The sequence below is a fragment of the Nostoc sp. 'Peltigera membranacea cyanobiont' 210A genome (assembly GCF_002246015.1).
Taxonomy (GTDB): Bacteria; Cyanobacteriota; Cyanobacteriia; order Cyanobacteriales; family Nostocaceae; genus Nostoc.
In genome coordinates this window covers 97,347-123,519 of sequence record NZ_NOLJ01000016.1, presented here as the reverse complement: position 1 = coordinate 123,519, position 26,173 = coordinate 97,347, and the positions used below count along the sequence as shown (strand labels likewise).

Sequence of the window (26,173 nt, the reverse complement as noted above, 5' to 3'; positions counted from 1 at the left end):
CTCCCCACACTCCCCACACTCCCCACACTCCTCTTCCCCCTCTGCCTACACTATGCGTGAGAAATCCGGGTACAGTGCGTAAGTCACATATAATAAATAGCCCCAAAAAGTCTAACATTCTGGCTGTATTCTCGTATATGACGCGCCATTCATTGCAAGCATCAACAAAGGAGTCATTATGATTAGCCGTTTGATTGACTTTGTGCGTAGATGCACAGGTCAAAACATCTTACGGTCGTTCAGATCAGCCACTCGTAGATCGGCTACCTACAGGTTTGCAGTTCGATTTTGCTTCGGTCTTGTTTCGATTTTGGTCTTGACTCTAATTTTTGACGGTCATGCTGTTGCCACTCCTGAATCTGGCAATCAGCTCTCCACTCTCATGAATCAGTTTAAACTACCCAAAAGCTCCACAATCCAGTTACTGGAAACCGTAGGACTGTTTATGGGGGGCATAATTTTCTGTGTAGTTTTAGATCGCTGGTTTTCTAACCGTTCCGATCGCTCTAACAATACGCCCTTAGCAGAGCAAGCACGGCGGCTCAAGCAACTCAAAATCGGATATCCAGAGGGGATGACAAATCTGGAAGTTCTCCGTGCTCAAGGCTTGCTCGAAACGCGTTTGCAACCTTATGGGCTGAGTGTCACCTGGACAAGTTTTTTATCAGCCTCTTCTCTGATAGAAGCACTCAGCAACGGGACGATTGACTTCTGCGGTGGTGGTGGCACAGCCAGCATTTTCTCTCAAGCTGCGGATCATGTATTTGTGCGGGTGGCTAAGGAAAAATATACCGCTCCCAAAGGTCAAGCGATTCTAGTACCAGAAGATTCGCCGATTCAAACGCTAGCTGACCTCAAAGGTAAAAAGATCGCTTTTGACAAAGGCTCAAGTGCCCATTATGTGCTAGTGCGATCGCTGGCAAAAGTTGGCCTCGATTTTAGTGATATTGAGCCAGTTTATCTGACACAACCGGAGGCGCTACCCCGATTCCGCCGGGGTGAAATCGATGCTTGGGTGATTTGGGTTCCCTACACAGCAACTCTTGCCCGAAGCGCTTATCCAGGGCGCTCGATTGCAGACCTAGAGAGCATATTTGGTGACAAAGCCTCCGTGGAAGTTCCAACCTATTACTACGCGATTCCAGAACTGGTACGCGACTATCCTGACTTGCTCAAGGTGATTTTAGAAGAGGTAAATGAAGCTGGAGCTTGGGCTAAGAGACAGGAATTAGAAGCAGTTCAACGAATGGCAGAACACCATGAAATCGATCCATCCATCGTTGGAACTTTACAGCAACGTAGCGCCGAACGCGCCATCATCCCGATTGACGACCAATCGCTCACTGCTCTACAGCATCAGGCAAATATATTTAGAGATTTAAATCTGATTCCTGAGCGGGTGAATGTGAAAGATGGAACCTATAGCTTGCAGACTAAGCAGAATTGGACTTATTAATCTGATACTGAGAATTTATACAGCTTTGCCTAAGATAGTTACGTTTTAAACGCAGAGGGACGCGTTCGCGGAGCGTCCCGTAGGGAAGGAAAGCGCAGAGGTACGCAGAGTTTTTTTTTGAGCGAATTCTATATTTGCTTGTTCGGTGAGAGAGTTTATCTGAGCCGAATGCTTACTTTGTAAACTTAAATTTAAAGTTCTTGACGTGTCGGACGGATGATCATTTCATTCACATCAACATCATCGGGTTGCTCAATGGCGTATGCGATCGCACGGGCAATAGCATCTGCATCAATGGCGATCGCATAAAGTTGATTAATTCCTGCTGCTGTGTCTTTATCGGTAATCGTGTTAGTCAGTTCAGTGGCAACGGCTCCTGGTGATATATTAGTCGAACGGATTTCACCATTTGACTCTAGCCGCAGCCCTTCAGAAATCGCTCGCACTGCGTACTTGGTGGCACAGTAGACTGCCGATCCCGCAAACACCTTATGTCCGGCCACTGACGATAGGTTAATCACGTGACCAGACTTTTGCTGACGCATAGTCGGCAACACGGCAGCAATGCCATAGAGGACACCCTTAATGTTCACATCGATCATCCGATCCCACTCCTCCACCTTTACTTGATCGAGGGGAGAAAGCGGCATCAACCCGGCATTATTGATTAGCACGTCGATCCTGCCATAAGTACTCAAAGTTTCCTTCGCTAAGGCTTCCACCTGTGCGCGATCTGCTATATCCGTTACTTGATAGGTTGCAGTCCCTCCTGATTTAGCGATCGCTCCAACCAATTCTTTGAGACGATCTTCGCGTCTGGCAGCCAGCATCAGCTTGGCTCCACTAGCAGCAAGTCGCTTGGCAGTTGCCTCACCTAACCCACTGCTGGCTCCGGTGATGATTACCACTTTGTTTTGAATAAGAGACATATTTATTCCTGGGGATTATTGAGTATAGATCGTGAAACATCGGGTGCTGTTTCAGATGAACTCAGCATTATTCAACCATATCAACTAGTTTGTATGCTCGATCAACGTTTTTGTGTCGGCAACGTCATTAACCCGAACCGCTATCATCACGCCATTTGAGTTCTGTCCCGTTAAAACTTCAGTTGGTGAGATAAACTGAATCTTTATCTACATACCAAGAGGTATTGCTTCACCGTTCTTTGCCGCTTGTGCGAGTAAGTCGCGGACTTCTTCATCGGTAGTTTGAGGAAAGCTTTCGTACCAAAGACCAACGCTTTGGAAAGGGCTGGGTCTGGAGATGCAAACGATTTCGTCTACCTCAGTTTCTAACTCTTGGCAAGTTTCAGGTGCAGCCACAGGTACAGCAATCACAATCTGAGCAGGTTGCTGTTTTCGCACAGTTACAACAGCAGCCCACATCGTTGCACCTGTGGCTAAACCATCATCTACCAAGATGACTGTGCGTCCTTGTAAATCTCTTAAGGGGCGATTTGGGCGATAAAGCTGTTCCCGCCGCTCTAACTCCCGTTCTTCTTGCACCGCCACCCTGGCAATTACTTCATCGGATATCTTTTCCAGGTTGATAATATTTTTATTGACTATCCGCACACCACCAGAAGCGATCGCTCCCATCGCTAGTTCTTCTTGATCGGGTACACCCAATTTACGTACCACTAAAACATCTAAGGGGGCATGTAACGTTTTGGCAACTTCAAAGGCGACGGGTACACCACCCCTTGGTAGCCCTAATACCAGAACATTTGGATCGTTAGCATAAGTGCTTAACTCCTTAGCCAAAACTTGGCCCGCAAACCTCCGATCTTTAAATAGCATGGTGTGATATTCCTAATTGAGTTTCCAAAAAATAAATAAATATTTACATAAGTTTGTTATTGCCTATCAACCTCAAAAAATGGAGCAATTGAGCAAATTCCAAACTTGTTGTTATAGTTCAGATGTTCTAAATCGATCTTAGAAAGCTAAATATTCCCTGTCCTCCACTAACGGAGCGACATCTTCAATCTACAGTTCTATCAAACGGATGACTTAGCTTTTATGCAACAAGATTTCTGCATCTTGTGCTGAGACTATTTTACTACTCCACACTCAATATCCGTCCCCAAATGGCTTGTTGAGAAGACACAGTGACGCTGTGAACTCTCGCTGTAGGGGGTTTACTGCTGTAGGTAACTGGTGTTAGCGTGAAACAAAGTTATAGTAAGACCACAAAATAAGGGTGACATGGAAAACCTAATGTTTAAGTAGGGGTGCATTTGAAAACTGCTATAAGTTTTGCCACTTGCTAACATTTACTGTTAGACTTTTACCGAGTATTTTTTTTACTGTAACTCAACAAAAAATTACTTACTTGCTAGCAGATGCAAAAATCTATGAAAATCCAGTGATAATTCAATTGTTAATTCTTCGCTTGTCCCCTATTACTGACATTGTGTTGATATTATCTTTACATTATGCCTTAATTGTGAATATGAGATAATGTACCATCTGCTTGTTCGTTATATAATGCTTAATATTACAGAGACAAGTCATCAAAGTTACCCAATTAACACTTTTAAATAAAAATTAATAGGGTAGAATCACTGAATATGTTTGAAAATCAAAAGAAGGGTGTTTTTAATGATCGGCTTAACTAATTCAGAAAACGGCACAGTTAGCAGCACAGCAGCCACTAAGAGACTGGCAAGGGCGATGATGGTTTCTGGTGGACAGTTTTCACTGTTATTGGCGTGTTGCAACTGTGTTCAAAGGCAGCAGCAAGTGTTAAATTTGTTAACAGAATTTTCATCAGCAGATATCCACGAAATTTTGCTCTCACCTACTGCTGACAAATTGTATACAGCGATTACAAATGAAATTGGTATTACTCAACCCGAAGCTTTGATGGTACGAGGCTTAGAATCTGTAGTAGCAATTAACCAACTGATTATTAGTACCAATATCATGCGAGATGAGTTTCGGAAACAGTTTCAGTTTCCCTTGGTGTTGTGGGTCAATGATGAAATTCTGCGTAAGCTAGTCTGGCTAGCACCCGATTTTAAAGACTGGGCAGCTAGTACTATTAGATTTGATGTACCTAATAATCAGTTAATTGAATCTGAACAACAACCCATCAGCGCCTAATATTGCCCGAAATTACTTTCAAAATCTTATATATGCTAGGTTGAGCCGAGCAAAACCGAAGCTCAGGTTCTGTCAGATTCTTTTCTAAAATTACTTTTATTTAACCCTCCCTTACCCAAGTGAGCTAAAAGCTCCTGAAAGCTATTTTCAAAATTAGAAGATGTTATGGGTGTTGGGTGTGTTACATTCCCCACTCATATCATGTTCGCATAATTAGTTATGATTTCCACAGTCATTGCACCCCACACGCCAGATGCTCCACTTGGGGAGACCCCATCGCCCTTGGCGTCTCCCCTTGGGAGAAGACCGCACTGGCTCCCCTTAATCCCCTCCCCGCTTGCGGGGAACTCGGGGCCCCCTCTGGGGATTAGGGGCAGGGAGACGAAGCGTAGCTTTGGCGGGGTGGGGTTCTTCGGGTTTAATAAGTAATCAAGCGAACATGATATCAAGAGTAGGGCTGTTTCATTCCCCAAAGAGCTTTAAAAATCAAGGGTTCTAGCAATTAAAAATTGATTGGTTTGTTATCAGCGTGTCGATAGAATGAACTATTTTACTGATATTTAAGGGGAGCATCTCAATGAGTGTAAAAACACGCCTGATATATTTGCAAAGGTGAGATGCTCCCTATTTAAGTGCTTAAATGTTCATCTCACCGTCACCCTTACTTACAATTTTCTCGCTAACCATCGTGACAAATCCTGTTTGAAATGCAATGAATCAGCCCTCACACTCAATAGGGATTTGAATCAATCCGTCCCCTTTTGACACTCCTGAGATAGTACCCAGAAGTTGGTCTATTTCTTAAGTTGAAGGTGTCGCCACTGCGAACTTTCCAAATTTTGTAATTGGAAAAGGTCAAAGGCTTTCGGGGTTCACATACTTCTGGTAGATGATTGCCAAGTACAAAGTATGCTGCACCCCTACCCATAACTTTCACCAAACCGTTTTTATCCACAAGAACCGACGTACTTTCACTAACCGCTATACCTAAAACACTGCTAGATACACCATCCTTAATTTGACGGGCAATGAAAGTCATAATTCGACCCATTCTTTCCCGTCTGTCAAAGTGTGTATCTACGATAGTTCCCTTCAAATTACTCCAATTGAAAAAATTGTAAGTAAAAGTAATGTCTCGGTAGGGATCTTCAAGTGCGTCTCTAGTTTCAATGCCTTTTTCGGAAGAAGCGCAAGCATCATAGACACAATCACTTTGGATCATTGCACCTGCACTAGTGCCACCAATACCACCTCCCTTCAGGTAAACTGACTTCACGGCAGCCTCAAGCTTGGTATCTTTCCAGTTGCGGATATATTGACATTGATCCCCGCCAGCAAAGAAAACTACATCAGCATTTCGGATTTTTTCATAAATCTCAGCTTTGTTTGCCTCTTGTCTATCCCTAACCAGAAGAGTTTCCACAAAATTTACGCCCTTCATGGCATAAATTAGCCGATTGTAATCGTGATTACCATTAGTGCGGAGAACTACAACATTAACTTTAGTGCTGGAGTTACTACCTCCCCTAACTTGGTTAATCATCCACTGGATAGCATCATCGACATCGGGGCCTCCCCCACCCAAACTCAGGACTGGACCCGCTAAGGAGGGACGGACATCAAAGGAGGGAGGGGAGGAGGGGCGAACATCAACAGTGTCACCCAGGAAGAAGCGTTTCCAGCTTTCAATAAAACGGTTTATTAGGAAGGTTCCCATCTTCAACAACTTGATTCCTGTACTTTTCAAGCGCCTTGCTATGCTTGGGAATGCCTTTGTCATACTAAACTTCTAGAGCAAACTGCAATTATTGCTAGGCTGTGACGCATTTTAATTGCTTATTTATTCGTGAAATTTGTCCTTTGTCATTAGTCATTTATCAGTTGTTGTGAATAACCAATTGACTTAGGACAGTCTTAACGAAAAATGTGCAATTGAGACGCGCACTAGCTTAACTGTGGCACTAGATCGGGTAGAATTTCCAGCGTACAGGTCTTGTACTGTTTGTTAACGCAAAATAACGCAGAGCGATCGTTAATTCTCTGTGCTACTGTGCGAAAATATCTACATTGCTTGTAGCGTTTAATTCTGACCAGATAAAATTTAAAATAGATTAGGTATTGATTGTCCAGATGCTTCCGTAATTACTAAGAATAGTTAGCTAATATGCTGAATAACTGGGAACGCCGATTAAATCTTCAAAGTTGATTAAGGATTTATGCAAGTTCAAATAAAATTTTAGAACCCCGATTTCTTCAAGAATTCGGGGTTCTATATTACCAAGGTATTTGCGATCGCTCTTGTACAACTTGCTGATATACTTGCTCGGTTTGGTTGGCTAATTTCGGCCAGCTAAAGCGTCTTTCTAAATCCTCATAAGCGTTATCCACCAGCCATTGGCGATATCCTGGATTTTTCAACACTTCCAAAATTCCCCAAGCCAAAGAATCGGGATTGTTCACCCAAGTGACAATACCTGTTTTGGTATGTTGCACCACTTCAGGAAAACCACCAGTATCAGAAACTACTACAGGTACACGAGAAGCGAAGCTTTCTAAAGCTACAATCCCAAAGGGTTCGTAAAGACTCGGAAAAACCGCGCAGTCTGCGACAGTTTGAAATTTATCTAAGTATTCATCGGAGAGAAAACCGGTAAAATAACAATGATGCCAAATTCCTAAATCCCAGGCTTGGCGCTTGAGATGCTCAGTATTGCCGCCACCAACGATCACAAATTTCACGTTACCTCCCATTTGGGAAAGTATTTTGGGTGCAGCATTGAGTAATATAGGTACACCTTTTTCGTAGGTCATGCGACCGAGGTAATAAACGATTTTCTCTTCGTCTGTGGCAAATTGGCGGCGAAAATCCAGAGCATGAAAATCGATGTGATGCTGTTTCTTTTCGGCTCGAATACCGTTATAAATGACATCAATTTTGTCCCAAGGACTGTAGAGCGCTCGTTCTACTTCTTGGCGCATATAGTCGCTACAAACAATAATCCGCCAAGCGTTGTAAGCTAGCAAGGTTTCTTTGGCATTTATATAACCTTGGATATCTGTGTGAATCCCGTTATAGCGTCCGTATTCGGTAGCATGAATTGTAGCAATTAGTGGTATTTTAAAATTATGCTTGAGAGCGATCGCAGCATCTCCGACTAACCAATCATGGGCATGAATTAAATCAAATGGCCCTTCTTCTAAAATCAACTTACCACCGTGATCTCCCATACTCAAGTTGAGATTCACTACCCAGTGGAAAAAGTCGTTACTATATGCCACTGGCACTCGATGTATCTTTACTCCTTCAACTACCTCATACATCGACGCGTGACCAAACTCCGCTGTAATCAGGTGGATTTCATGTCCTAGCTTTACCAGTTCCGGGTACAACTCCGCCACATGCCGCGCAATTCCCCCAACAATCCTTGGTGGAAACTCCCAACTCAGTACCAATATCTTCATCTACTAGACTCCCCAACACTTTATAAATATCTAACAAACTACATTTACCTAAAAATACAAGTCTGGACAACGCAGTGAGTACTTTTACTAAAATGTTTAGATTTTTTAACAGTGATTTTGTTAAAGGTTATCAACTGTAGGCTAAGGATAGAAAGCAAGGTATAGTAATAATTCGTAATTAAAACAATTGAGTCTCGGCTTCGCAACTCAGGTGTCAAGAAGGGATAACAACGCAAACGGCATGAACTCGATCGCGTCCTTGCTGTTTGGCTACATAAAGTGCTTTGTCTGCTGCATTAATCAAGTCTGGCGGCGAAATTTCAGAATTTGGCACAATGCTAACAACGCCTAAACTAACGGTAACACGATCGCATACGCGAGACTGAGTATGAGGAATGGCTAAGTCGCGCACTGCTTGTCCAATAGTTTGAGCTACATAGATTGCTCCTTGAATCTCTGTATTAGGCAGAATGACAGCAAATTCTTCCCCACCATAACGAGCGACTAAATCGGCTGGACGCTTAACAATATTTTTGAGGGCACTTGCTAATTGCCGCAAACAATCATCCCCTCCTAAATGACCATAAGTATCATTGTAGAGTTTAAAAAAATCGACATCCAACAAAATTAAAGACAGTGACAGTTGCTCGCGTTTGAGTTGCTGCCACTCAGTTTCCAGATACTGATCAAATCGGCGGCGATTGGCTATTTGAGTCAAGCCATCTAGGGTAGCTAATCTTTGTAATTCTTCATTGGCAGCTTGCACTTGCTGGTAGAGTACTGATTGATGAATAGCGATCGCTACTTGACTAGCCAATTGCCGCAACAAATTCACTTCAAATGCTTGCCAATAACGAGGTGCAGTACACTGGTGAGCAATAAGTAAACCCCACAGATGCTCTTCATTCAAAATCGGCACTATTATAGCCGCCTTAACTTGATAGAGTTGTAATAACTCAAAAACCTCGGCTGAAAAATCAGATTCCTGAATATTATGGAAGACTTTAGGTAATCCCTGGTAATAGTCGCTAAAATCTTGTTTGAGCGAAAATGGGTGCATTGTCAGTTCTAATCTCTGAGGATAGTCGTCACCCACTGATTCCGCCGCAAAATTTCCACTTCCGTCAGATTCTAACTGGTAGATAGCTACGGAATCTGAACCTAAACACTGGCGAATACTATTTACTGTTGTATTTAGAACCTCCTCCAGATTCAGTGATTGCCGAATCTGTTGAGTTACTTCAGTAATTAACCGTTCTCCCTCAGCCTGTTGTCGCAGCATCATTTCGGCTTGTTTGCGAGTGCTAATGTCTTCTACCGAGCCAAGAATCTGCGTTGGAGTGCCGTTAGCATCTCTGGCAAATACTACTTCTCGCGTATTTAGCCAACGCCACTCCCCATTTTTGTGTCGAAATCGGTATTCGGTGGAAAGAACTTCATTGTCTTGCAGATTGACGAAGCGACTTGGTATGTCATAGCAGAGGTGTCGGTCGTCTGGATGAAAGCAATTCATGAACCAGTGCGGATCTGCGTTACAAAATTCCTCTGGAGAGTAGCCTAAAACTGTCACACTTTTCTCATTAAGATAGATACTTGTTCCTTTTAAGAGGTCAAACAAATACAAAATATGCGGTACGGTATTAGCAACCTTTTGTAGAAAGTCTTGACTGGAGCGCAATGCTTCTTCAGCTTTGTGGCGTTCGCGCAGCGCCGCTTTATATTCACTAATATCTCGTCCCTCTGAAATTAGTAGTGTCACACGCCTTGCTCGATCAAAGATGGGACGTAGTGAGAAATCAATCGTGATAATTTGATGATCTCGACCTACAATGTCAACTTCATAGCGAATCGATTCACCATTAGCAGCAGCTGCGATCGCAGTTTTTAATTGCTCTTGAGTATTTAGAGAAATTGTCCACCACTTTGCTTCCCAAAATGGCTTGCCAACTACTTCTTCTCGATTAATTCCAGCAAAGTCTAGTGCTGTTTGGTTGACTTCTAATACAATTCCATTCGGTTGAAGCAATCCCATAAACTGAATAGTTTGATTGAAGATCGCCCGGAATTTTTGCTCATTTTCACTTAGAGCTTGTTCTACCAGTTTACGATCGGTAATATCTCGTCCAACAGATTGAAGTTCTACAATCGCACCTTGGTCATCAAATATCCCTCGAACAATCCACTGCGTCCACCGCACTCCTTGGCAAGCTACAACGCGATTTTCAATGGTGATAACGGGATTTTCTAAGCTGATGGAATTTACCAGACTAAACACACGTTCCCGATCCTCTTCAAACACAACAGGTTCGTAGTGCTGACCGATAATTTTGTCTCGCTCCAGTCCAAAAAATCGACAGTAAGCTTCATTAACAAAGGTAAAAGAGCCATCTGGTAAGCCTCTAGCAATCAATTCTGTTTGGTCTTCGAGGATGGTACGATAAAGTTCTTCGCTCTCTTGTACCTGTTTGCGTAAACAAAGCTCGTCATACACATCGCTAATATCAAATACTAAACCCTGAAGTAGCTGAGTTTGTCCATCGGCACAGAAAACGAGATTGGCTTGGTTTCGTACCCAAATTGTTCTGCCATCGCGCCTAATCATCCGATACTCAATCCTCAAAGGCTCTCCGGTAGCGATTGTAGTATTTACAGCTTGCCAAAGGCGATCGCGATCGTCTGGATGAGTGTAATCTAACCAACTATTAAAGAAACCAAAATTCCAATCTTCGGGAGCAATGCCCAATAATTGTTGCAGTTGTGGACTAATATAAGCAACTTTTGTAGTGTTATTAATTGGTGAGACATAAATAACGCCCGGCATTTGTTCTACCAGAGTGCGATACTTTTGCTCTACCTCAGAAAGTTGTTCTTCCGCCTGCTTGCGACTCATGATGTTTTGAATTTCTACAATAAATTATCATTTTTTCTGTTAGAAATCCTGCATTAGAGACACACTTAAGGATGGTTGAGCCAACAACGAGTCAGTGTGGCTTTCTGGAAGCTAAACCTGCCAGCAGCATACTGAAACTCGTACACTTAAGGCTGCTGTTTCCAGCCTTTGTAATTAAAATTAACGTATGTTGAAAAAGAATATAGAATACAGAATACATAATTCAGAACAAGAAAACTGTGCTGGGGGACTAAAAGGCAGAGGGGCAGAGGAGAAAGACTTACTGCAACTTCTCCCCTGCCCCCTTGCTCCCTTGCCTCTTTCTCAGATGCGGATTTGCTATCGCTGCGCTATCCGCTACTCTGACTCCAATTCATTCTGACTCCTGACTCCTGAATTTTATTAGTTTTGATCCAAGCGCAGTACTGCCATAAAGGCTTCCTGCGGTACATCTACAGTACCTACAGATTTCATCCGCTTTTTACCTTTTGCTTGCTTCTGCAAAAGTTTCTTCTTCCGACTGATGTCACCACCGTAGCATTTTGCTAGCACATCTTTCCGTAAAGCGGGGATATGTTCGCTGGCAATAACTTTACTGCCAATAGATGCCTGAATTGGCACTTTGAATTGATGGCGGGGAATTAGTTCCTTGAGTTTTTCTGCCATTGCCCGCCCGACGTTGTAAGCTTTATCTCGATGCACAATCATCGCCAAGGAATCCACGGGATCGCCGTTAATCATGATATCCAGCTTCACCAAAGGATTTTCACGGTAGCCGATGATGTGATATTCCATACTGGCGTAACCGCGCGATCGCGACTTCATCTGATCGAAAAAGTCAGTTACAACTTCCGCCAAGGGTAGCTCGTAAGTGAGGGTGGTTCGTCCTTGGGCGAGATATTTCATATCCTTAAAGATGCCCCGACGATTTTGTGACAACTCCATCAAAGCGCCGACATAAGTTTCCGGCGTTATCATCTCGACTTGGACGTAGGGTTCTTCAATTCTTTCGCGATCGTTAGGAGAAGGCAAACGGCTAGGATTATCGATGTACAGTTCCTCACCTTTTAAGGTAATCACCTTATAAACCACCGAGGGGGCTGTAATGATTAAATCTAGGTTATACTCTCGCTCTAGGCGTTCTTGGACAATTTCCATGTGCAGCAAACCCAAGAAACCGCAACGGAAGCCAAACCCCATTGCGCTCGAAGTTTCTGGTTCGTAGTGCAGCGCTGCGTCGTTGAGTTCGAGCTTTTCTAAGGCTTCCCGCAAATCTTCAAATTGGTCAGCATCAATGGGGAACATCCCGCAAAAAACCATTGGATTCGCTTCTGCGTAACCTGGCAAGGGTGACTCTGCTTTCGCCTTACTGAGGGTAATTGTGTCTCCTACCCGTGCATCAGCTACAGCTCTAATTGCCGCTCCTAAATAGCCTACTTCGCCAGCGTGCAGTTCATCAACTTGCTTTTGAGTCGGAGAAAGGACACCTAACTCATCAATTTCAAATTCTTTACCGGATGCCATTAAATGGATGCGATCGCCTTTTTTCACGGTGCCATCCATCACCCGAAAATACACAATTACTCCCCGGTAACTATCGTAATAGCTATCAAATATTAACGCTCGTAAGCGTTCATTTATCGTATTGGCCGGTGGCGGTATCCGCTCGACAACTGCTTCTAAAATCTCATTAATCCCAATTCCTTCTTTAGCAGAAGCCAGAATCGCACCACTGCAATCTAGACCGATAATTTCTTCAATTTCGCTAATTACCCGTTCTGGTTCAGCCCCCGGCAAATCAATTTTATTCAAAACCGGGATAATTTCCAGGTTACTCTCTAATGCTAAATATACATTTGCCAAAGTTTGCGCTTCCACACCTTGGGACGCATCTACTACCAATAGCGCTCCTTCGCAAGCAACAAGAGAGCGAGAGACTTCATAAGAGAAATCCACGTGTCCCGGAGTATCAATCAAGTTCAGCACATACTGCTGACCATCTTTGGCTGTGTAGTTCATCCGGGCAGCTTGCAGCTTAATCGTAATGCCGCGCTCCCGTTCCAAATCCATATTGTCGAGAAACTGTTCCTTCATCTGTCGGTCTTCAACAGTGCCAGTAGCTTGTAGCAAGCGATCGGCGAGGGTTGATTTCCCGTGGTCGATGTGAGCAATAATACAAAAATTGCGAATGCGAACTGCGGGAACGTCAGTCATATACTATCTTTGCCTTAGCAGCAACCAAAGTTAAAAGGGCAATTTACTTAATGTATTTTAATGCTTTCTTAGCCAAGACGCTCTGCTTTTAGTGCTGAGTTACGAGTTAGGAGTTAGGAGTTACGAGTTAGGAGTTAGGAGTTAAGAGTTAGGGGTTATTATTCTTCCCCTGCTCCCCTGCTCCCGGTCCCTCTTCACCCCATCTTTAACTTTCGATCTAAATAGGTGGACATTTAAGAATATTATGAAAGTCTATTTGTCGCTGCTAGTATTCAACAGCTAGGAGCGTACAATAAATGTAAATAAGTACATGTAGGGATCGTGGGCAATTGCAACTGGTAATTGCCCACAATCGCTGGTTTATCGGCAAAACTTCTAGAGCCATTGTCTAGTCAGTTATATGAAAAATGCGATTTAAAACTTAAAGCTGTTACTTTGGTGCTATTTCAGGGAAGTATTTAACTGTGCCCTTGAAAATTTTTCAGCGAATTAGCCCAAATAATGAATATAACTACTTTACAAAGCTTTAGACAAAACCAATTCAAAGAATTCAGAGTATATAAACCTATGAATATGAGAGAGAAAACTACCAAAGCGGAAAATACACCAGCCGATAAGGTAGAAATTGCTGTCCGCCTAGACTCCGAGTTACTAGAGCAAATTCAGCATCTCACCAATGACCCAAGTAAAGTAATTGAAGTAGCGATTCGCCAGTGGTTACGGGGTGAACTCCTTAGAGATGACGAACTAACGCGCACGCCTGTGCGTACTCCTGTTCCTCCTCGCGGTGAATGGAACGATTGACGCCATTATTTAACTGTCAATGCAAGTTAAAAAAAGTAAAGTTTGCCAATCTGGTTTTCAGAACACCAAAAAATACCCCATCAAACCCAAAAAAGCTGTAAAAATTTATGTATAAATTTCAGCGGCTTTAGTAAAATTACGGTCGGATACCCTTTGTCTATCCAACTCAATTAATGACTATTACTGCCAATTCCCAATTGTCGAATGTATTTTCCCAAAATCTGGAATCTATTACCAGTAAGACTGATGGCTTATTACCAACTCTAGGAGCCGAGTTGGTTTATACGCAAGATGGGGCAGGGCGCTATCTGACCTTTTGTTGGCAGTATAGTGAACTTCTGGGGTTAAGTACTGAAAAAATAGTTGACGATCTGAACCAGACTCAAACCTTTGTCCCGGTGGATAAGGTTACTTATTTGGAACGATTGCACCGAATTTTGACAAATTTGGTGCCAGAAAGGTTTCAATGTTGGTTTAGCTATCAGAAGGAGTTATTTGAGTTGGACTTAGTGATTAGTCCGATTATGCCAAGTTTGGGAACCACTGCTACTACCGTTTTAGTGATGGGACGCTTAGTACAAGCGACACTCAACAAAAAACAAGCGCGTGTGGCATCAAAAACGCCCACACAAATAGAGTTGGCTTTACGTTCACAGCAACACCAAAAATTGGTAAATCGCATTACCAGAAATATTCGCCGGACATTGGATTTAGATATTATTTGGCAGCAAACAGTTGATAGTTTGGGGAAAGCACTGCGGCTAGAACGCTGCATTATTTGTCCTTATCAGCCCTCAAGCCCAAAAGTGCAGGTGAAAGCTGAGTATCGCCAGCCAGAACTCAAATCAATGCTTGGCTTAGATATAGATATAGCTTCTGAGCCTGCCTTTGCTCAAGCCTTGGCAACCCTAGAACCAGTCATGATGGAAGTGCCTGGATACAAAGAGTCTGGGCGGCAGAAAACTTTAGTAGTTGCGACTTGCTATCAAGATCAAGCTAATGGATTGGTTGCCTTAAATTGGCAGGATGAATGCTATACATTAACAGAATCAGAATTAGAACTGGCAAAAGAAGCAGCAGATCAATTGGGAACTGCGATCGCTCATGCTACTTTATATGAAGAATTAGAAATAGCGCGTCAAAAAGCCGAAGAAGCTTCCCGCCTCAAAAGTGAGTTTCTGGCCAATGTATCCCATGAAATTCGTACCCCCCTCAACGGGATGATTGGCTTCTTAAAGCTAATTTTGGAAGGGATGGCAGATGACCCAGAAGAACAAAACCAGTTTTTAGCAGAAGCTCATCACTTATCGATACATTTGCTGAATATCATCAACGACATTTTGGACATTGCCAAAATCGAAGCCGGCAAAATGGAGCTAACTTATGCGCCAGTCAAGCTAGATGAACTATTCAGTCATGTAGAAGGTTTCATGCGTCCCCAGGCACAAATGAAAAACCTCAGCTTTCGGATGCAAATGCCTGCTACCTCTGATGAAATAATTGTCCAAAGTAACTATCAACGGTTGCTACAAGTGATGCTTAATTTGGTGAACAATGCCATCAAGTTCACCCATGAAGGCGGCGTTACTGTCAGCGCCGATTTAGTACTCAAAAAGGCGAACTTTCAAGATCAGCAATTTCCTGGCATGGTGAGAGTACGTGTGGCAGACACCGGCATTGGTGTTTCTTTAGACAAACAAGATAAGCTTTTTCAATTATTCTCTCAGGTGGATGGCTCCCGCACTCGCCAGTATGGTGGCACAGGTTTAGGACTGGTAATATCGCAGAAGTTAGTAGAGGCAATGGGCGGTGAGGTACATTTTTATAGTTTGGGCGAAGGACTTGGCTCAACAGTTACATTCACCGTGCCACTATATCAACAACCAGTCATGGTTTCGTCTAATGATAGCGACTCAACAAGTAGTGCTGAATGTTGAGTTAGTCATTGGTCATTGGTCATCTGCAACATTACCAATACTGGGTTTTGAGATTTTAAATTTAAATTTTTTGAGCAATTATTATTTAATAACTAAATTTGAAATTGCGAAGAATTCTGTCCCTAGCCACTAAAGTTGTATAATTAGAGATTGGGTTGAAAGACAAAACACAACAAACGTCTAAATGTTGGCTTTTGCTCCGCTCTACTCAACCTACGAAAATAGATTTTTGACCCCTTTTTACGGTGAGTGTACTTAGGAGCGTTAAATCCTGCCTTCCGTTGGACTGCAAAACAGAACCTAAAGGCTAGAGTAAAGTAGGAGGCTCAAAGGAAAACAATGTTTCAGCTAAATCTAATATCAAATTGCTAAAACCAGGAGTGGTTTAGTCAAAAGTCATTAAAAATTGACACCTGACAATCTAGCGGCAATTAGATTTAGGATCGATTTAACAAAGCTGGAAAATAAAACTTTGGATAATGGTTAATGAGTAAAGGTGCATTGGTTACAGGGATCGTTATTATTCAATGCCCCATGCCCTATTCCCCATTACCTATGCCCATCCCCATCCCTAACTTAGCAGGTCTAAACTATGGAACTCACAATTGACAACGTTGAAACAGTCTTAGATGAAATGCGCCCTTATCTCATGTCTGATGGCGGCAATGTGGAACTCGTAGAACTCGATGGGCCTGTTGTAAAACTGCGGCTGCAAGGTGCTTGTGGTTCTTGTCCCAGTTCTGCAATGACCCTGAGAATGGGTATTGAACGCCGCCTTAAGGAAATGATTCCCGAAATTGCAGAAATTGAGCAAGTAGTCTAGGGACTGGGGACTGGGGACTGGGGACTGGAGACTGGGGACTGGGGAAGAATGGATTTTTTGATTCATAATTTATCATTAATACCTAATCCCTAATTTCTAATCCCCAATTCCTAACCCCTAATCACTCACTATGTCCCATCCTCTCTACATTGCTTTTATCTGGCATCAACATCAGCCGCTGTACAAATCTCCTGGCAGCGGCGTTTCGCTATCTCCGAGTCAGCAGTACCGTCTCCCTTGGGTACGTTTGCATGGCACTAAAGATTATTTAGATTTGGTATTGCTCTTAGAGCGATATCCTAAGTTACACCAAACGGTGAATTTAGTTCCATCGTTGATATTGCAACTCGAAGATTATATTGCTGGCACTGCTTTTGACCCTTATCTCACAGCCAGCTTGACACCGGATGAGCAACTTACCTACCAACAGCGGGAATTCATTATCCAACACTTTTTCGATGCCAATCACCATACGCTGATTGACCCTCATCCCCGCTATGCCGAGTTGTACCAGCAAAGGCAGGAAAAAGGGCAAGCTTGGTGTTTAGCAAATTGGGAATTGCCAGATTATGGTGATTTGCTAGCTTGGCACAATTTGGCTTGGATCGATCCGCTGTTTTGGGATGACCCGGAAATTGCTGCTTGGTTAAAACAGGGCCGGAATTTTACTTTAAGCGATCGCCAGCGCATTTATTCCAAACAGCGAGAAATTCTCAGCCGAATTATTCCCCAACATCGGAAAATGCAGGAGGCGGGGCAGCTAGAAGTCACCACCACGCCTTACACCCACCCGATTTTACCCTTACTAGCTGATACTAACTCCGGTCGGGTAGCTGTGCCCAATATGACACTACCGAAGCAACGCTTTGAGTGGGCGGAAGATATTCCCCGCCACTTGCGAAAAGCTTGGGACTTTTATAAAGACCGCTTTGGACAGATCCCTCGTGGTTTGTGGCCTTCGGAACAATCAGTAAGTCCGGCGGTACTGCCATATATTATTGACCAAGGATTTAAGTGGATATGCTCAGATGAAGCCGTCTTAGGGTGGACGCTGAAACACTTTTTTCATCGGGATGGGGCGGGGAATGTGGAGCAACCAGAATTGTTGTATCGACCCTATCGCCTACAAACCGCCGAGGGTGACTTGTCAATTGTGTTTCGTGACCACAGATTATCAGACTTGATTGGTTTTACTTATAGTGCGATGCCAGCAAAAAAGGCAGCAGCGGATTTAGTGGGACATTTGCAAGCGATCGCTAAAATGCAAAGAGATAGTCAAAGCGAACAACCTTGGCTAGTTACCATCGCCTTAGATGGGGAGAATTGCTGGGAATTTTATCCCCAAGATGGCAAACCTTTCCTAGAAGCTTTGTATCAAAGTTTGAGCGATGAACCTCACCTCAAACTTGTCACTGTCTCCGAGTTTCTCGAAGAATTTCCAGCCACAGCCACCATCCCCGGAGGGCAACTACATAGTGGTTCTTGGGTGGATGGCAGTTTCACCACTTGGATCGGCGATCCTGCCAAAAATCGTGCTTGGGATTACTTGACAGAAGCAAGAAAAATGCTCGCAAATCATCCCGAAGCGACAGAAGAAAACAACCCCGAAGCATGGGAAGCATTGTATGCCGCAGAGGGTTCCGACTGGTTCTGGTGGTTTGGTGCAGGACACTCCTCAAATCAAGATGCCATCTTTGATCGGTTGTTTCGAGAACATCTGTTTGGTATTTACAAGGCATTAAATGAACCTGTTCCGCCTTATCTCAAGCAACCACTGGAAAACCACGCAGCACAGGCTAACCACGCCCCACAAGGGTTTATTCACCCCGTCATTGATGGTAAGGGTGACGAACAAGATTGGGACAAAGCTGGACGCATAGAAATCGGTGGGGCGCGGGGGACGATGCACAATAGCAGCGTCATCCAGCGACTTTGGTACGGGGTAGATCACTTAAATTTCTATTTGCGCCTGGACTTTAAAGGTGGCGTTGCACCAGGGCAGGGTTTTCCAGCAGAGTTAAATTTGCTGTGGTTCTATCCAGAAAAAACAATGGTTAATAGCCCAGTTCCCTTGGCAGATGTACCGGATGCAGCACCACTGAATTACCTTTTCCACCATCTTTTAGAAGTTAACTTACTGACGCAATCGATTCAGTTTCGGGAAGCTGGAGATAATCATCAATGGCATCCCCGTTTCAGTCGCGCTCAAGTAGCTTTAAATAGTTGTTTAGAGTTGGCAGTGCCGTGGGCAGACTTGCAAGTGTCGCCAGATTATTCTCTGCGCCTGATTTTAGTACTTGCAGATGAAGGGCGTTTTTCCAACTACTTACCAGAAAATGCTTTGATTCCCATTGAAGTGCCTTAGAACTCAATACCCTTGGTTTTACGAAATACCTATTAGGGGCATACAGATGTACGCCCCTAAAGTCGATTTATTTGGAAATCATATTTAATTTTTCTAGTTCTAAATCTAAATAATCGAGCAGGATTGGGATGCGTGCGATCGCCTACTGTGGGTGGGATGAAGAGTGCTGAGTAAAAAGTGCTGTTAGCGGATAGCTAGGGTTTAGCCCGTGCTGAGTGGGGTAAAACGCCATCGTCGGTAGAAGATAAGCAATAATCGAGTAACATCCAGATTCAGGAGTTGGTGCATGACCGATAACGCAGACTACACAGCGAACAGACACTTCAGTTTAGAGGCTAGCAAACTTAAAGACAAAGCTTCTCGAAATCAAGTGATCACGGCTCCATTACCAGATCCGATTGCAAAAAATATTGAAGCGATTATTTCACTTCATACCCAGGAAGTTCGAGATATTCCCGTCCACCAGCGGATACTAGAAGCGATCGCTACATTCTTTGGGCGATCGATATTTATGTATAGTTTGCTAGTCATACTGGCTATCTGGATTTTTAGCAGTTTTTTCGATCGCTTTTTGCCATTCAATCTCCCCTCGTTTAGCTGGTCAGGTCAAGGCTTAGACGCAGCTGCATTGGTGATTTCAACCGGAGTACTGGTACGACAAACTCGCCAAGAAAACTTTGCCGAACAGCGGGCGCAATTGATGCTACAGCTTAACCTGCTCTCCGAGCAAAAAATTGCCAAGATTATTGCTCTATTAGAAGAACTCCGTACCGATTTGCCTAATGTGATAAATCGGCATGATTCGGAAGCGAAATCGATGCAGGAACCGGCTGACCCGATCGCAGTATTGGAAGCACTCCAGAAAAACCTGGCTGAAGAACTGTCACCCACAGAAGAAAACAATATGAGTTGAGCGCAGTTTTTTAGTAGATTTTTGTTTCTATTGAAAGACAAAAAATAAAACTTAATGTACAGTCTTTGTGTCGGAAATCACAATTTATCGTAACTTTTACTAGAGGGATGCACATGGCTCAACTGAATGGTGTAATGATGCAGTACTTCCATTGGTATATCCCTCCAGATGGCAATCTTTGGAATGAGTTTAAAGAGAAAGTCAAAGAGTTAGCTGATGCAGGTGTTACATCTGTTTGGCTACCCCCAGCTTACAAAGGAACAGGGGGTGGCTACGATGTCGGCTATGGAGTCTATGATATATACGATCTAGGCGAGTTTGACCAGAAAGGCTCGGTTCGGACAAAGTACGGCACAAAAGACGAGTATATTGCTGCTGTTAAGGCGGCAAAAGCTGCTGGCATTCGAGTGTATGCTGATGTTGTCCTTAACCACAAGTTAGGTGCAGATCAAGAAGAAGAGGTGGAAGCAACGCCCTATAGTCCAGACGATCGCAACCAGCCCATCGGTGAGATGCAAACAATTAAAGTGTGGACTCACTTTACCTTTCCAGGTCGCCAAGGCAAATACTCTGATATGGAATGGCACTGGTGGCACTTCGACGCGGTTGATTACAACGTTTACAACCAAGGTGAGAACGCAGTTTATCTGTTCAAAGATAAACATTTTGACGATAACGTTGACCTGGAAAAAGGCGCTTTCGACTATCTCATGGGATGCGATCTGGATATGGAAAGTCCAGAAGTTCGCGACGAGTTGAATCGCTGGGGTGAGTGGTTTGTAGAAACCACTGATGTAGATGGCTTTCGTTTTGATGCCGTTAAACACGTTAGAGCTGGCTTTTTCCCCGAATGGCTGATTCACTGTCGCCAAAAGGCTGGTCGCGATCTTTTTGCCGTTGGTGAATATTGGTCTTATGAAGTTGAAGCGCTGCACCATTTCATTAGCATCACCGATGGCAATGTGATGTTGTTTGATGCGCCATTGCACTATAACTTTAGCGCTGCCAGCAAACAAGGCAATGACTACGATATGCGGCAGATATTTGATAACACCTTGGTGCAACAGCAACCTGCTTTAGCAGTCACCTTAGTTGATAACCATGATTCTCAACCCTTGCAGTCATTGGAATCTGTAGTGGAAGGCTGGTTTAAACCGTTAGCTTATGCGTTGATTCTACTGCGAAGTGATGGTTATCCCTGTATCTTCTATGCAGATTACTATGGTGCTAATTACAAGGATACGGGCAGCGATGGCAATGAGCATGAGATTTGGCTCGATAGTCATCAATGGATAATTGATAAATTTTTGCACGTTCGTCAAACCTATGCCTATGGCGACCAATACGATTACTTCGATCACGCCAATACAATCGCCTGGACACGCTTAGGAGATGAAGAACATCCTGGCGGTATGGCAGTTGTTCTGAGTAATGGAGGAGAAGGGACTAAGTGGATGGAAGTTGGGCAACCCAACAGCACTTACATTGATATTACTGAACATATCAGCGAACCTGTGACAACGAATGATGAGGGCTGGGCTGATTTTCGATGCGATGCTGGTTCTGTTTCTGTGTGGGTTCCACAGTCCTAGTCGAGGTTTTAGTAGCATTTATAAGAAGAATTCAGAACTCAGGAGTCAGAATTCATACTGAATTCTGACTCCTGAGTGGGTATAGCGCAGCGTTAGCGAGTCTGCGATAGCGAGTATTTTCGAGTCGCGTCTGAATGAATATTGGTTAAAACCGTACAACTATGGTTCAAACTATATATTTAGAATTAGGGCTGAAAACGGAGAGGGGGGGATTCGAACCCCCGTTAAGTTTCCCTAAACAGACTTTCCAGGTCTGCGCCTTAAACCACTCGGCCACCTCTCCAGGTGTCACAAGTTACGATTATACTATAGAATCCCAGAAAATGCAAAGATAAAGAAAGATATTCTAGATTGAATCTGAAAGTCCCAATCCTAAAACGCAAATCCAGATGTCCCGTACATACACAATTAAAGTTCGCGATCGCGCCACTGACAAAACATACACCCTAGAAGTGCCAGAAGACCGCTACATCCTACACACTGGCGAAAAACAAGGGGTGGAACTACCGTTTTCCTGTCGCAACGGGGCTTGCACCGCTTGTGCTGTGAGAGTGTTATCAGGAGAAATTTACCAACCAGAGGCGATCGGCTTGTCGCCAGATTTACGTCGCCAAGGTTATGCCTTGTTGTGTGTGAGTTACCCCCGTTCTGACTTGGAAGTGGAGACACAAGACGAAGATGAAGTCTACGAACTCCAGTTTGGACGCTATTTTGCTAGGGGGAGAATTAAAGCGGGTTTACCCTTAGATGAGGAATGAATTCAGAAGTCAGAAGTCAGAAGTCAGAATTCAGGAGTCAGAATGAATTCTGTTTCGATAAACAATTCAAAATCACCGAATTTGTAATGGTTGTAAGTCTTGGTGAGTGGGTGCGAAAAATAGCGATTTTGGCTTGCTTATTGCTCTTGGTGAGTTGCCAAGCTAAAAACCAACTGCCAAACAATGAAGCCCAGGTGAAAGTCGCACGGGTAGTTAGTGGGCAAAGTTTGGAAGTGTTAGGCATGGCTGAACAACCAAATTTGATTTCCCAAGTGCGGTTAGTGGGTGTTGATGCACCAGATTTGCGACAGCGCCCTTGGGGCGAAGCAGCAAAAGAACAGTTAGAGAATCTAATTGGTGGTGTAGAACAATCGGTAACGCTGGAGTTTGATTTAGAAGCAAAAGACAAAATCGGGCGAACTCTAGCTTATGTGTGGAAAAATAAGGTGTTGTTGAATGAAGAATTAGTCAAACAAGGGAATGCGATGTTTGTGGGGCGATCGCCTAACCATAAGTATGACCTGCGTTTGGAACGCGCCCAACAATGGGCTAGACTCATGGGGCAAGGAATCTGGAACTCAGAAAAGCCCATGCGCCTTACTCCCGCCGAGTTTCGCCGCCAAAATCTTTGAGGAGTGGGGAATGGGGACTGGGGACTAGGAGAGATGAACCAATGCCCAATGACAAATAACAAATGACCAATGACAAATGACAAATGACAAATGACCAATGACAAATCTACAAATTTTCCTAGATATTGCTACAGAAGCAGCCTTAGCTGCTGGTGCTATTTTGCAAGGTTACTTGGGTAAGTTAGAAGACGCAATTATTGAAAAAGGACGCCCTGGTGATTTAGTCACTGCTGCTGATAAAGCCTCAGAGGAGTTGATTTTAGAAATTTTGCGTCGTCACTTTCCCCAGCACTCAATCCTCGCTGAAGAATCAGGGAAATTAGGTAATCAAGAAAATGAATACCTCTGGGCAATAGATCCTTTAGATGGCACAACCAACTACGCTCATCAATACCCATTTTTCGCCGTTTCCATCGGGCTGTTAATTAATAGCGTTCCCCAGGTTGGTGTAATTTATGACCCCTTTCATAATGAGCTATTCCGTGCTGCTGCTGGCTTAGGAGCAACGCGTAACCGTCAGCCCATCAAGGTTTCAGCAACATCTGAACTGGGTAAAAGCCTACTAGTAACAGGATTTGCCTACGATCGCCGCGAAACCTCTGATAACAACTACGCAGAATTTAGTCACCTCACCCATCTTACTCAAGGAGTTAGACGTAGCGGTTCGGCATCGCTAGATTTGGCGTATGTTGCTTGTGGACGTGTCGATGGTTACTGGGAACGGGGACTTTCACCTTGGGATATTGCCGCCGGGATAATTTTGGTACAAGAAGCCGGGGGCAAAATCACCGCCTACGATGGTACTGCTGTCAAAATTGAGTCAGGTAGAATTCTTGCCACAAATAGTTATATTCACGACTCTCTCAGTAACGAACTTTTACGGGTTCCACCACTGTCAGCTTGGGTGTAACAGATGGGGGCTTTCTCTACGACTTTGGGTACACTAAAAGCAATCTAACTGCTCCTTTGGTGCAAAAACTCTATATGTCTTTCAAAATAGATCGTGGACTATTTAAATATGATTTCATAGATCATCACGCAGTGCTGTGCGTTCCAGTTGATGCCGATGTTAAAGAGATTCGCAAACGCTATCTCCAAGTTGCTCGTCGTTTGCACCCAGACAGTAGTCTTACTGAAACTGCTGCTCAAAAACAGCTAGGTAACGAATTGTTATCAAAGCTGGTTAACCCAGCTTACGAAAAACTTGTCGGCGATCGCACTCGCACTGAATATATTATAATTTTGTCGCAAATTGGCAAACGTCTGGTACAAGAGTCTACTTCGGTAACTCTAAATACCGACTTGGCTAAACAGTTAGTTGAGGCGGCTAATATCGATCATTTTTATAAAACTGCGATCGCGAAACTAGCCCAAACCCAATATGATTCTTTAGAACAAGCGCTGCAAGTGATTGCCCAAGCTAGTGAGTTGAATTTAGTGTATTTAATGCGGAGCGCGGGCAAAGCATCCGCAGCGCCGCCATCTGCTCAACCCAAAGCCCAATCAGGTACGCCTCAGCCAAATACACCAAAAAATACACCACCAGCACCAGCACCAGCCTCACCAAAAGAAGACTTGATTGTAGAACAGTATATTCGTCGCGCTCAATCTTTGATTGACAAAAACCAATTTGCCCAAGCGAAAGTAGAGTTGCAGGATGCTCTGAAGCTAGAACCGAAAAATAGCCGCTGTCATAGCTTAATTGCAATGGTGTATTTGAAGCAAAATCAGCTAAAAATGGCCAAAATCCACTTTGACAACGCTCTAAAATTAGATCCCAGTGACGAAACGGCCCTGCAATGGAAACCTAAAATAGATAAGGCTTTAGGACAACAACCTAGCGATCATAAGGTGACTTCATCCCCCAATAATGGAGATAAGCAACCAGAGAAATCTGGTAGTGGTTTGTTCGGTGGTTTGTTTGGTGGGAAGAAAAAATAATGGTGTATCAACCAGCAGCGGGAGCCAGGGATTTATTGCCCTTGGATGTGGAGAAAAAACGCTGGATTGAAGATCGGTTACAGCAGGTGTTTCACCGTTGGGGATATCACAGGATTATCACCTCGACTTTAGAACGGATGGATACCCTGATGGCGGGGGAAGCAATCCAGCGTCAGATGGTGATTCAACTACAACAAAATGGCGAAGATGATGAATTAGGGCTACGTCCAGAATTAACAGCATCTATTGCTCGTACTGTTGTGACTCGGATGGCTGGTGTCACTTATCCACAACGGTTGTATTACAACGCCAATGTGTTTCGCCGTACTTGGGAAAGTAGGCATAATCGCCAGCAAGAGTTTTATCAAGCTGGGGTGGAGTTGTTAGGTACTGGCGGATTGCTGGCAAATGCCGAAGTACTGCTGTTAGTAGCAGATTGTTTAGCAGCATTGGGTTTGCAGGGATGGCATTTAATTTTAGGTGAGGCGGGAATTACCCGATCGCTCCTGAGTGCCTTTCCTGCTAATCTACAAGATCGAGTTCGCAGTGCGATCGCTCATCTTGACCGCATCACCATAGATAATTTACCCCTAAGTGACAAACTGCGCGATCGCGCCCAAATCATCATGGATTTGCGTGGGCCAAGTGCAGACGTGTTGCAAAAAGTTAGTAGTCTGGATCTAGATGAAGAACAGCGAGAGGCAGTGAATAACCTCAAATCCCTAGTAGAATTACTAGAATCAGAGAAAAAATTTCCGTTAATCCTTGACCTCAGCCTAATCCAAACCATAGACTACTACACTGGTATCGTCTTTGAGGTTGTCAACGATACCGAATCCCAAGCTAGAGTTTTAGGGCGCGGTGGTCGCTATGACCAGCTTTTGGGGCTATATCATCCTCAAGGAGAAAACATTCCCGGAATTGGTTTTGGACTAAGTATCGAAGATTTATACCAAGTTCTGTTGTCTACCCAGCAATTACCACAGGAAACTCCAGCGAGTGACTGGTTGGTAGCACCAGAGACAGCTAGCGCTAACGCCGCCGCCTTTGTCTACGCGCAAAAACTCAGAGATTCTACTGATTTGGTGCGAGTAGAAATTGACTTGGGGGGAAGAGATGCAGAGGCGATTCGCCAATATGCAAGCGATCGCGGCATTGCCCAAATTGCCTGGATCAAAGCTGATGGTTCACCAAAAATAGAACCATTGCGTTAGTGGGTATGGGGACTGGGGACTAGGGACTGGGGACTGGGGACTGGGGACTAATTGGTTATTAA

The 26,173-nt window shown here is 43.9% G+C and carries 21 protein-coding genes and 1 tRNA gene; 14 read left to right on the top strand and 8 right to left on the bottom strand.

Going from position 1 to position 26,173, the window contains the following annotated elements; genetic code table 11:
- A partial coding sequence (locus tag CDG76_RS38840; protein ID WP_223265509.1) for a hypothetical protein occupies nt 1-223 on the bottom strand: 223 nt, incomplete at its 3' end.
- A 93-nt stretch (nt 224-316) separates the two neighbouring features.
- Between CDG76_RS38840 and CDG76_RS34125 the strand changes: the two genes are divergently transcribed.
- Nucleotides 317-1,456 (top strand): sulfonate ABC transporter substrate-binding protein, encoded by a 1,140-nt coding sequence (locus CDG76_RS34125; RefSeq protein ID WP_223265508.1) that lies wholly within the window; start codon nt 317-319, stop codon nt 1,454-1,456.
- 191 nt (nt 1,457-1,647) lie between these two features.
- Here CDG76_RS34125 and CDG76_RS34120 read toward each other — a convergent pair whose 3' ends face one another.
- Complete coding sequence (locus tag CDG76_RS34120) at nt 1,648-2,385, bottom strand: SDR family oxidoreductase (protein WP_094353251.1); 738 nt, start codon at nt 2,383-2,385, stop codon at nt 1,648-1,650.
- 18 nt (nt 2,386-2,403) lie between these two features.
- Here CDG76_RS34120 and CDG76_RS37960 point away from each other — a divergent pair, with 18 nt between their 5' ends.
- Entirely contained in the window at nt 2,404-2,544 is a 141-nt protein-coding gene (locus CDG76_RS37960; RefSeq protein WP_190241072.1) for a hypothetical protein, read from the top strand.
- Nucleotides 2,545-2,592: 48 nt separating this feature from the next.
- Here CDG76_RS37960 and CDG76_RS34110 read toward each other — a convergent pair whose 3' ends face one another.
- Entirely contained in the window at nt 2,593-3,258 is a 666-nt protein-coding gene (locus CDG76_RS34110; protein ID WP_094353250.1) for a phosphoribosyltransferase, read from the bottom strand.
- Nucleotides 3,259-4,062: 804 nt separating this feature from the next.
- Here CDG76_RS34110 and CDG76_RS34100 point away from each other — a divergent pair.
- The gene (locus CDG76_RS34100) at nt 4,063-4,566 is read left to right on the top strand and encodes a hypothetical protein (protein ID WP_094353248.1); all 504 of its coding nucleotides are present in this window, start codon (nt 4,063-4,065) and stop codon (nt 4,564-4,566) included.
- 730 nt (nt 4,567-5,296) lie between these two features.
- Here the strand turns inward: CDG76_RS34100 and CDG76_RS34095 are convergent.
- The 4 genes from CDG76_RS34095 to lepA form a co-directional block, all read right to left on the bottom strand.
- On the bottom strand, nt 5,297-6,346 hold the full coding sequence (locus CDG76_RS34095) for a cyanophycinase (protein ID WP_094353247.1): 1,050 nt from the start codon (nt 6,344-6,346) through the stop codon (nt 5,297-5,299).
- A 494-nt stretch (nt 6,347-6,840) separates the two neighbouring features.
- Nucleotides 6,841-8,028 carry a glycosyltransferase family 4 protein gene (locus CDG76_RS34090; RefSeq protein ID WP_094353246.1) on the bottom strand — a complete coding sequence of 396 codons (1,188 nt, stop codon included), beginning with the start codon at nt 8,026-8,028 and terminating at the stop codon, nt 6,841-6,843.
- A gap of 214 nt (nt 8,029-8,242) precedes the next feature.
- Complete coding sequence (locus tag CDG76_RS34085) at nt 8,243-10,918, bottom strand: PAS domain S-box protein (RefSeq protein WP_094353245.1); 2,676 nt, start codon at nt 10,916-10,918, stop codon at nt 8,243-8,245.
- A 402-nt stretch (nt 10,919-11,320) separates the two neighbouring features.
- Nucleotides 11,321-13,132 carry a translation elongation factor 4 gene (gene lepA / locus CDG76_RS34080; RefSeq protein WP_094353244.1) on the bottom strand — a complete coding sequence of 604 codons (1,812 nt, stop codon included), beginning with the start codon at nt 13,130-13,132 and terminating at the stop codon, nt 11,321-11,323.
- 567 nt (nt 13,133-13,699) lie between these two features.
- On the opposite strand from lepA, the gene CDG76_RS34075 reads away from it, so the two are divergent.
- The 6 genes from CDG76_RS34075 to CDG76_RS34050 all read left to right on the top strand — a co-directional run bounded on the left by CDG76_RS34075 (nt 13,700) and on the right by CDG76_RS34050 (nt 21,566).
- Entirely contained in the window at nt 13,700-13,936 is a 237-nt protein-coding gene (locus CDG76_RS34075) for a hypothetical protein (RefSeq protein ID WP_094353260.1), read from the top strand.
- A 173-nt stretch (nt 13,937-14,109) separates the two neighbouring features.
- On the top strand, nt 14,110-15,873 hold the full coding sequence (locus tag CDG76_RS34070; protein ID WP_094353243.1) for a sensor histidine kinase: 1,764 nt from the start codon (nt 14,110-14,112) through the stop codon (nt 15,871-15,873).
- Between the two features lie 592 nt (nt 15,874-16,465).
- Nucleotides 16,466-16,696, top strand: coding sequence for a NifU family protein (locus CDG76_RS34065; RefSeq protein ID WP_012408256.1), 231 nt, complete (start codon nt 16,466-16,468; stop codon nt 16,694-16,696).
- A gap of 130 nt (nt 16,697-16,826) precedes the next feature.
- The gene (locus tag CDG76_RS34060; RefSeq protein ID WP_094353242.1) at nt 16,827-19,061 is read left to right on the top strand and encodes a glycoside hydrolase; all 2,235 of its coding nucleotides are present in this window, start codon (nt 16,827-16,829) and stop codon (nt 19,059-19,061) included.
- Between the two features lie 286 nt (nt 19,062-19,347).
- Nucleotides 19,348-19,974, top strand: a complete 627-nt coding sequence (locus CDG76_RS34055; protein ID WP_094353241.1) for a DUF1003 domain-containing protein — start codon at nt 19,348-19,350, stop codon at nt 19,972-19,974.
- Nucleotides 19,975-20,087: 113 nt separating this feature from the next.
- Complete coding sequence (locus CDG76_RS34050) at nt 20,088-21,566, top strand: alpha-amylase (protein WP_094353259.1); 1,479 nt, start codon at nt 20,088-20,090, stop codon at nt 21,564-21,566.
- A 198-nt stretch (nt 21,567-21,764) separates the two neighbouring features.
- On the opposite strand, the gene CDG76_RS34045 is transcribed toward CDG76_RS34050, so the two are convergent.
- Nucleotides 21,765-21,849: transfer RNA gene (locus tag CDG76_RS34045), tRNA-Ser, on the bottom strand.
- 106 nt (nt 21,850-21,955) lie between these two features.
- Between CDG76_RS34045 and CDG76_RS34040 the strand changes: the two genes are divergently transcribed.
- The 5 genes from CDG76_RS34040 to CDG76_RS34020 all read left to right on the top strand — a co-directional run bounded on the left by CDG76_RS34040 (nt 21,956) and on the right by CDG76_RS34020 (nt 26,111).
- On the top strand, nt 21,956-22,324 hold the full coding sequence (locus CDG76_RS34040; protein ID WP_094353240.1) for a 2Fe-2S iron-sulfur cluster-binding protein: 369 nt from the start codon (nt 21,956-21,958) through the stop codon (nt 22,322-22,324).
- Between the two features lie 86 nt (nt 22,325-22,410).
- The gene (locus CDG76_RS34035; RefSeq protein WP_094353258.1) at nt 22,411-22,956 is read left to right on the top strand and encodes a thermonuclease family protein; all 546 of its coding nucleotides are present in this window, start codon (nt 22,411-22,413) and stop codon (nt 22,954-22,956) included.
- Between the two features lie 97 nt (nt 22,957-23,053).
- On the top strand, nt 23,054-23,866 hold the full coding sequence (locus CDG76_RS34030; protein ID WP_094353239.1) for an inositol monophosphatase family protein: 813 nt from the start codon (nt 23,054-23,056) through the stop codon (nt 23,864-23,866).
- Between the two features lie 74 nt (nt 23,867-23,940).
- Nucleotides 23,941-24,897: a J domain-containing protein gene (locus tag CDG76_RS34025; RefSeq protein WP_094353257.1), complete on the top strand. Its 957-nt coding sequence runs from the start codon at nt 23,941-23,943 to the stop codon at nt 24,895-24,897.
- The gene (locus CDG76_RS34020; RefSeq protein ID WP_094353238.1) at nt 24,897-26,111 is read left to right on the top strand and encodes an ATP phosphoribosyltransferase regulatory subunit; all 1,215 of its coding nucleotides are present in this window, start codon (nt 24,897-24,899) and stop codon (nt 26,109-26,111) included. The genes CDG76_RS34025 and CDG76_RS34020 overlap by 1 nt, the downstream gene beginning before the upstream one ends.
- Nucleotides 26,112-26,173 lie beyond the last annotated feature (62 nt).

Excerpts from the sequence above, each read along its gene's own strand:
- CDG76_RS34120 (WP_094353251.1), bottom strand. The coding sequence starts at position 2,385 with ATGTCTCTTATTCAAAACAAAGTGGTAATCATCACCGGAGCCAGCAGT.
- CDG76_RS34110 (WP_094353250.1), bottom strand. The coding sequence starts at position 3,258 with ATGCTATTTAAAGATCGGAGGTTTGCGGGCCAAGTTTTGGCTAAGGAG.
- CDG76_RS34100 (WP_094353248.1), top strand. The coding sequence starts at position 4,063 with ATGATCGGCTTAACTAATTCAGAAAACGGCACAGTTAGCAGCACAGCA.
- CDG76_RS34095 (WP_094353247.1), bottom strand. The coding sequence starts at position 6,346 with ATGACAAAGGCATTCCCAAGCATAGCAAGGCGCTTGAAAAGTACAGGA.
- CDG76_RS34090 (WP_094353246.1), bottom strand. The coding sequence starts at position 8,028 with ATGAAGATATTGGTACTGAGTTGGGAGTTTCCACCAAGGATTGTTGGG.
- CDG76_RS34085 (WP_094353245.1), bottom strand. The coding sequence starts at position 10,918 with ATGAGTCGCAAGCAGGCGGAAGAACAACTTTCTGAGGTAGAGCAAAAG.
- lepA (WP_094353244.1), bottom strand. The coding sequence starts at position 13,132 with ATGACTGACGTTCCCGCAGTTCGCATTCGCAATTTTTGTATTATTGCT.
- CDG76_RS34075 (WP_094353260.1), top strand. The coding sequence starts at position 13,700 with ATGAATATGAGAGAGAAAACTACCAAAGCGGAAAATACACCAGCCGAT.
- CDG76_RS34070 (WP_094353243.1), top strand. The coding sequence starts at position 14,110 with ATGACTATTACTGCCAATTCCCAATTGTCGAATGTATTTTCCCAAAAT.
- CDG76_RS34065 (WP_012408256.1), top strand. The coding sequence starts at position 16,466 with ATGGAACTCACAATTGACAACGTTGAAACAGTCTTAGATGAAATGCGC.
- CDG76_RS34060 (WP_094353242.1), top strand. The coding sequence starts at position 16,827 with ATGTCCCATCCTCTCTACATTGCTTTTATCTGGCATCAACATCAGCCG.
- CDG76_RS34055 (WP_094353241.1), top strand. The coding sequence starts at position 19,348 with ATGACCGATAACGCAGACTACACAGCGAACAGACACTTCAGTTTAGAG.
- CDG76_RS34050 (WP_094353259.1), top strand. The coding sequence starts at position 20,088 with ATGGCTCAACTGAATGGTGTAATGATGCAGTACTTCCATTGGTATATC.
- CDG76_RS34040 (WP_094353240.1), top strand. The coding sequence starts at position 21,956 with ATGTCCCGTACATACACAATTAAAGTTCGCGATCGCGCCACTGACAAA.
- CDG76_RS34035 (WP_094353258.1), top strand. The coding sequence starts at position 22,411 with ATGGTTGTAAGTCTTGGTGAGTGGGTGCGAAAAATAGCGATTTTGGCT.
- CDG76_RS34030 (WP_094353239.1), top strand. The coding sequence starts at position 23,054 with ATGACAAATCTACAAATTTTCCTAGATATTGCTACAGAAGCAGCCTTA.
- CDG76_RS34025 (WP_094353257.1), top strand. The coding sequence starts at position 23,941 with ATGTCTTTCAAAATAGATCGTGGACTATTTAAATATGATTTCATAGAT.
- CDG76_RS34020 (WP_094353238.1), top strand. The coding sequence starts at position 24,897 with ATGGTGTATCAACCAGCAGCGGGAGCCAGGGATTTATTGCCCTTGGAT.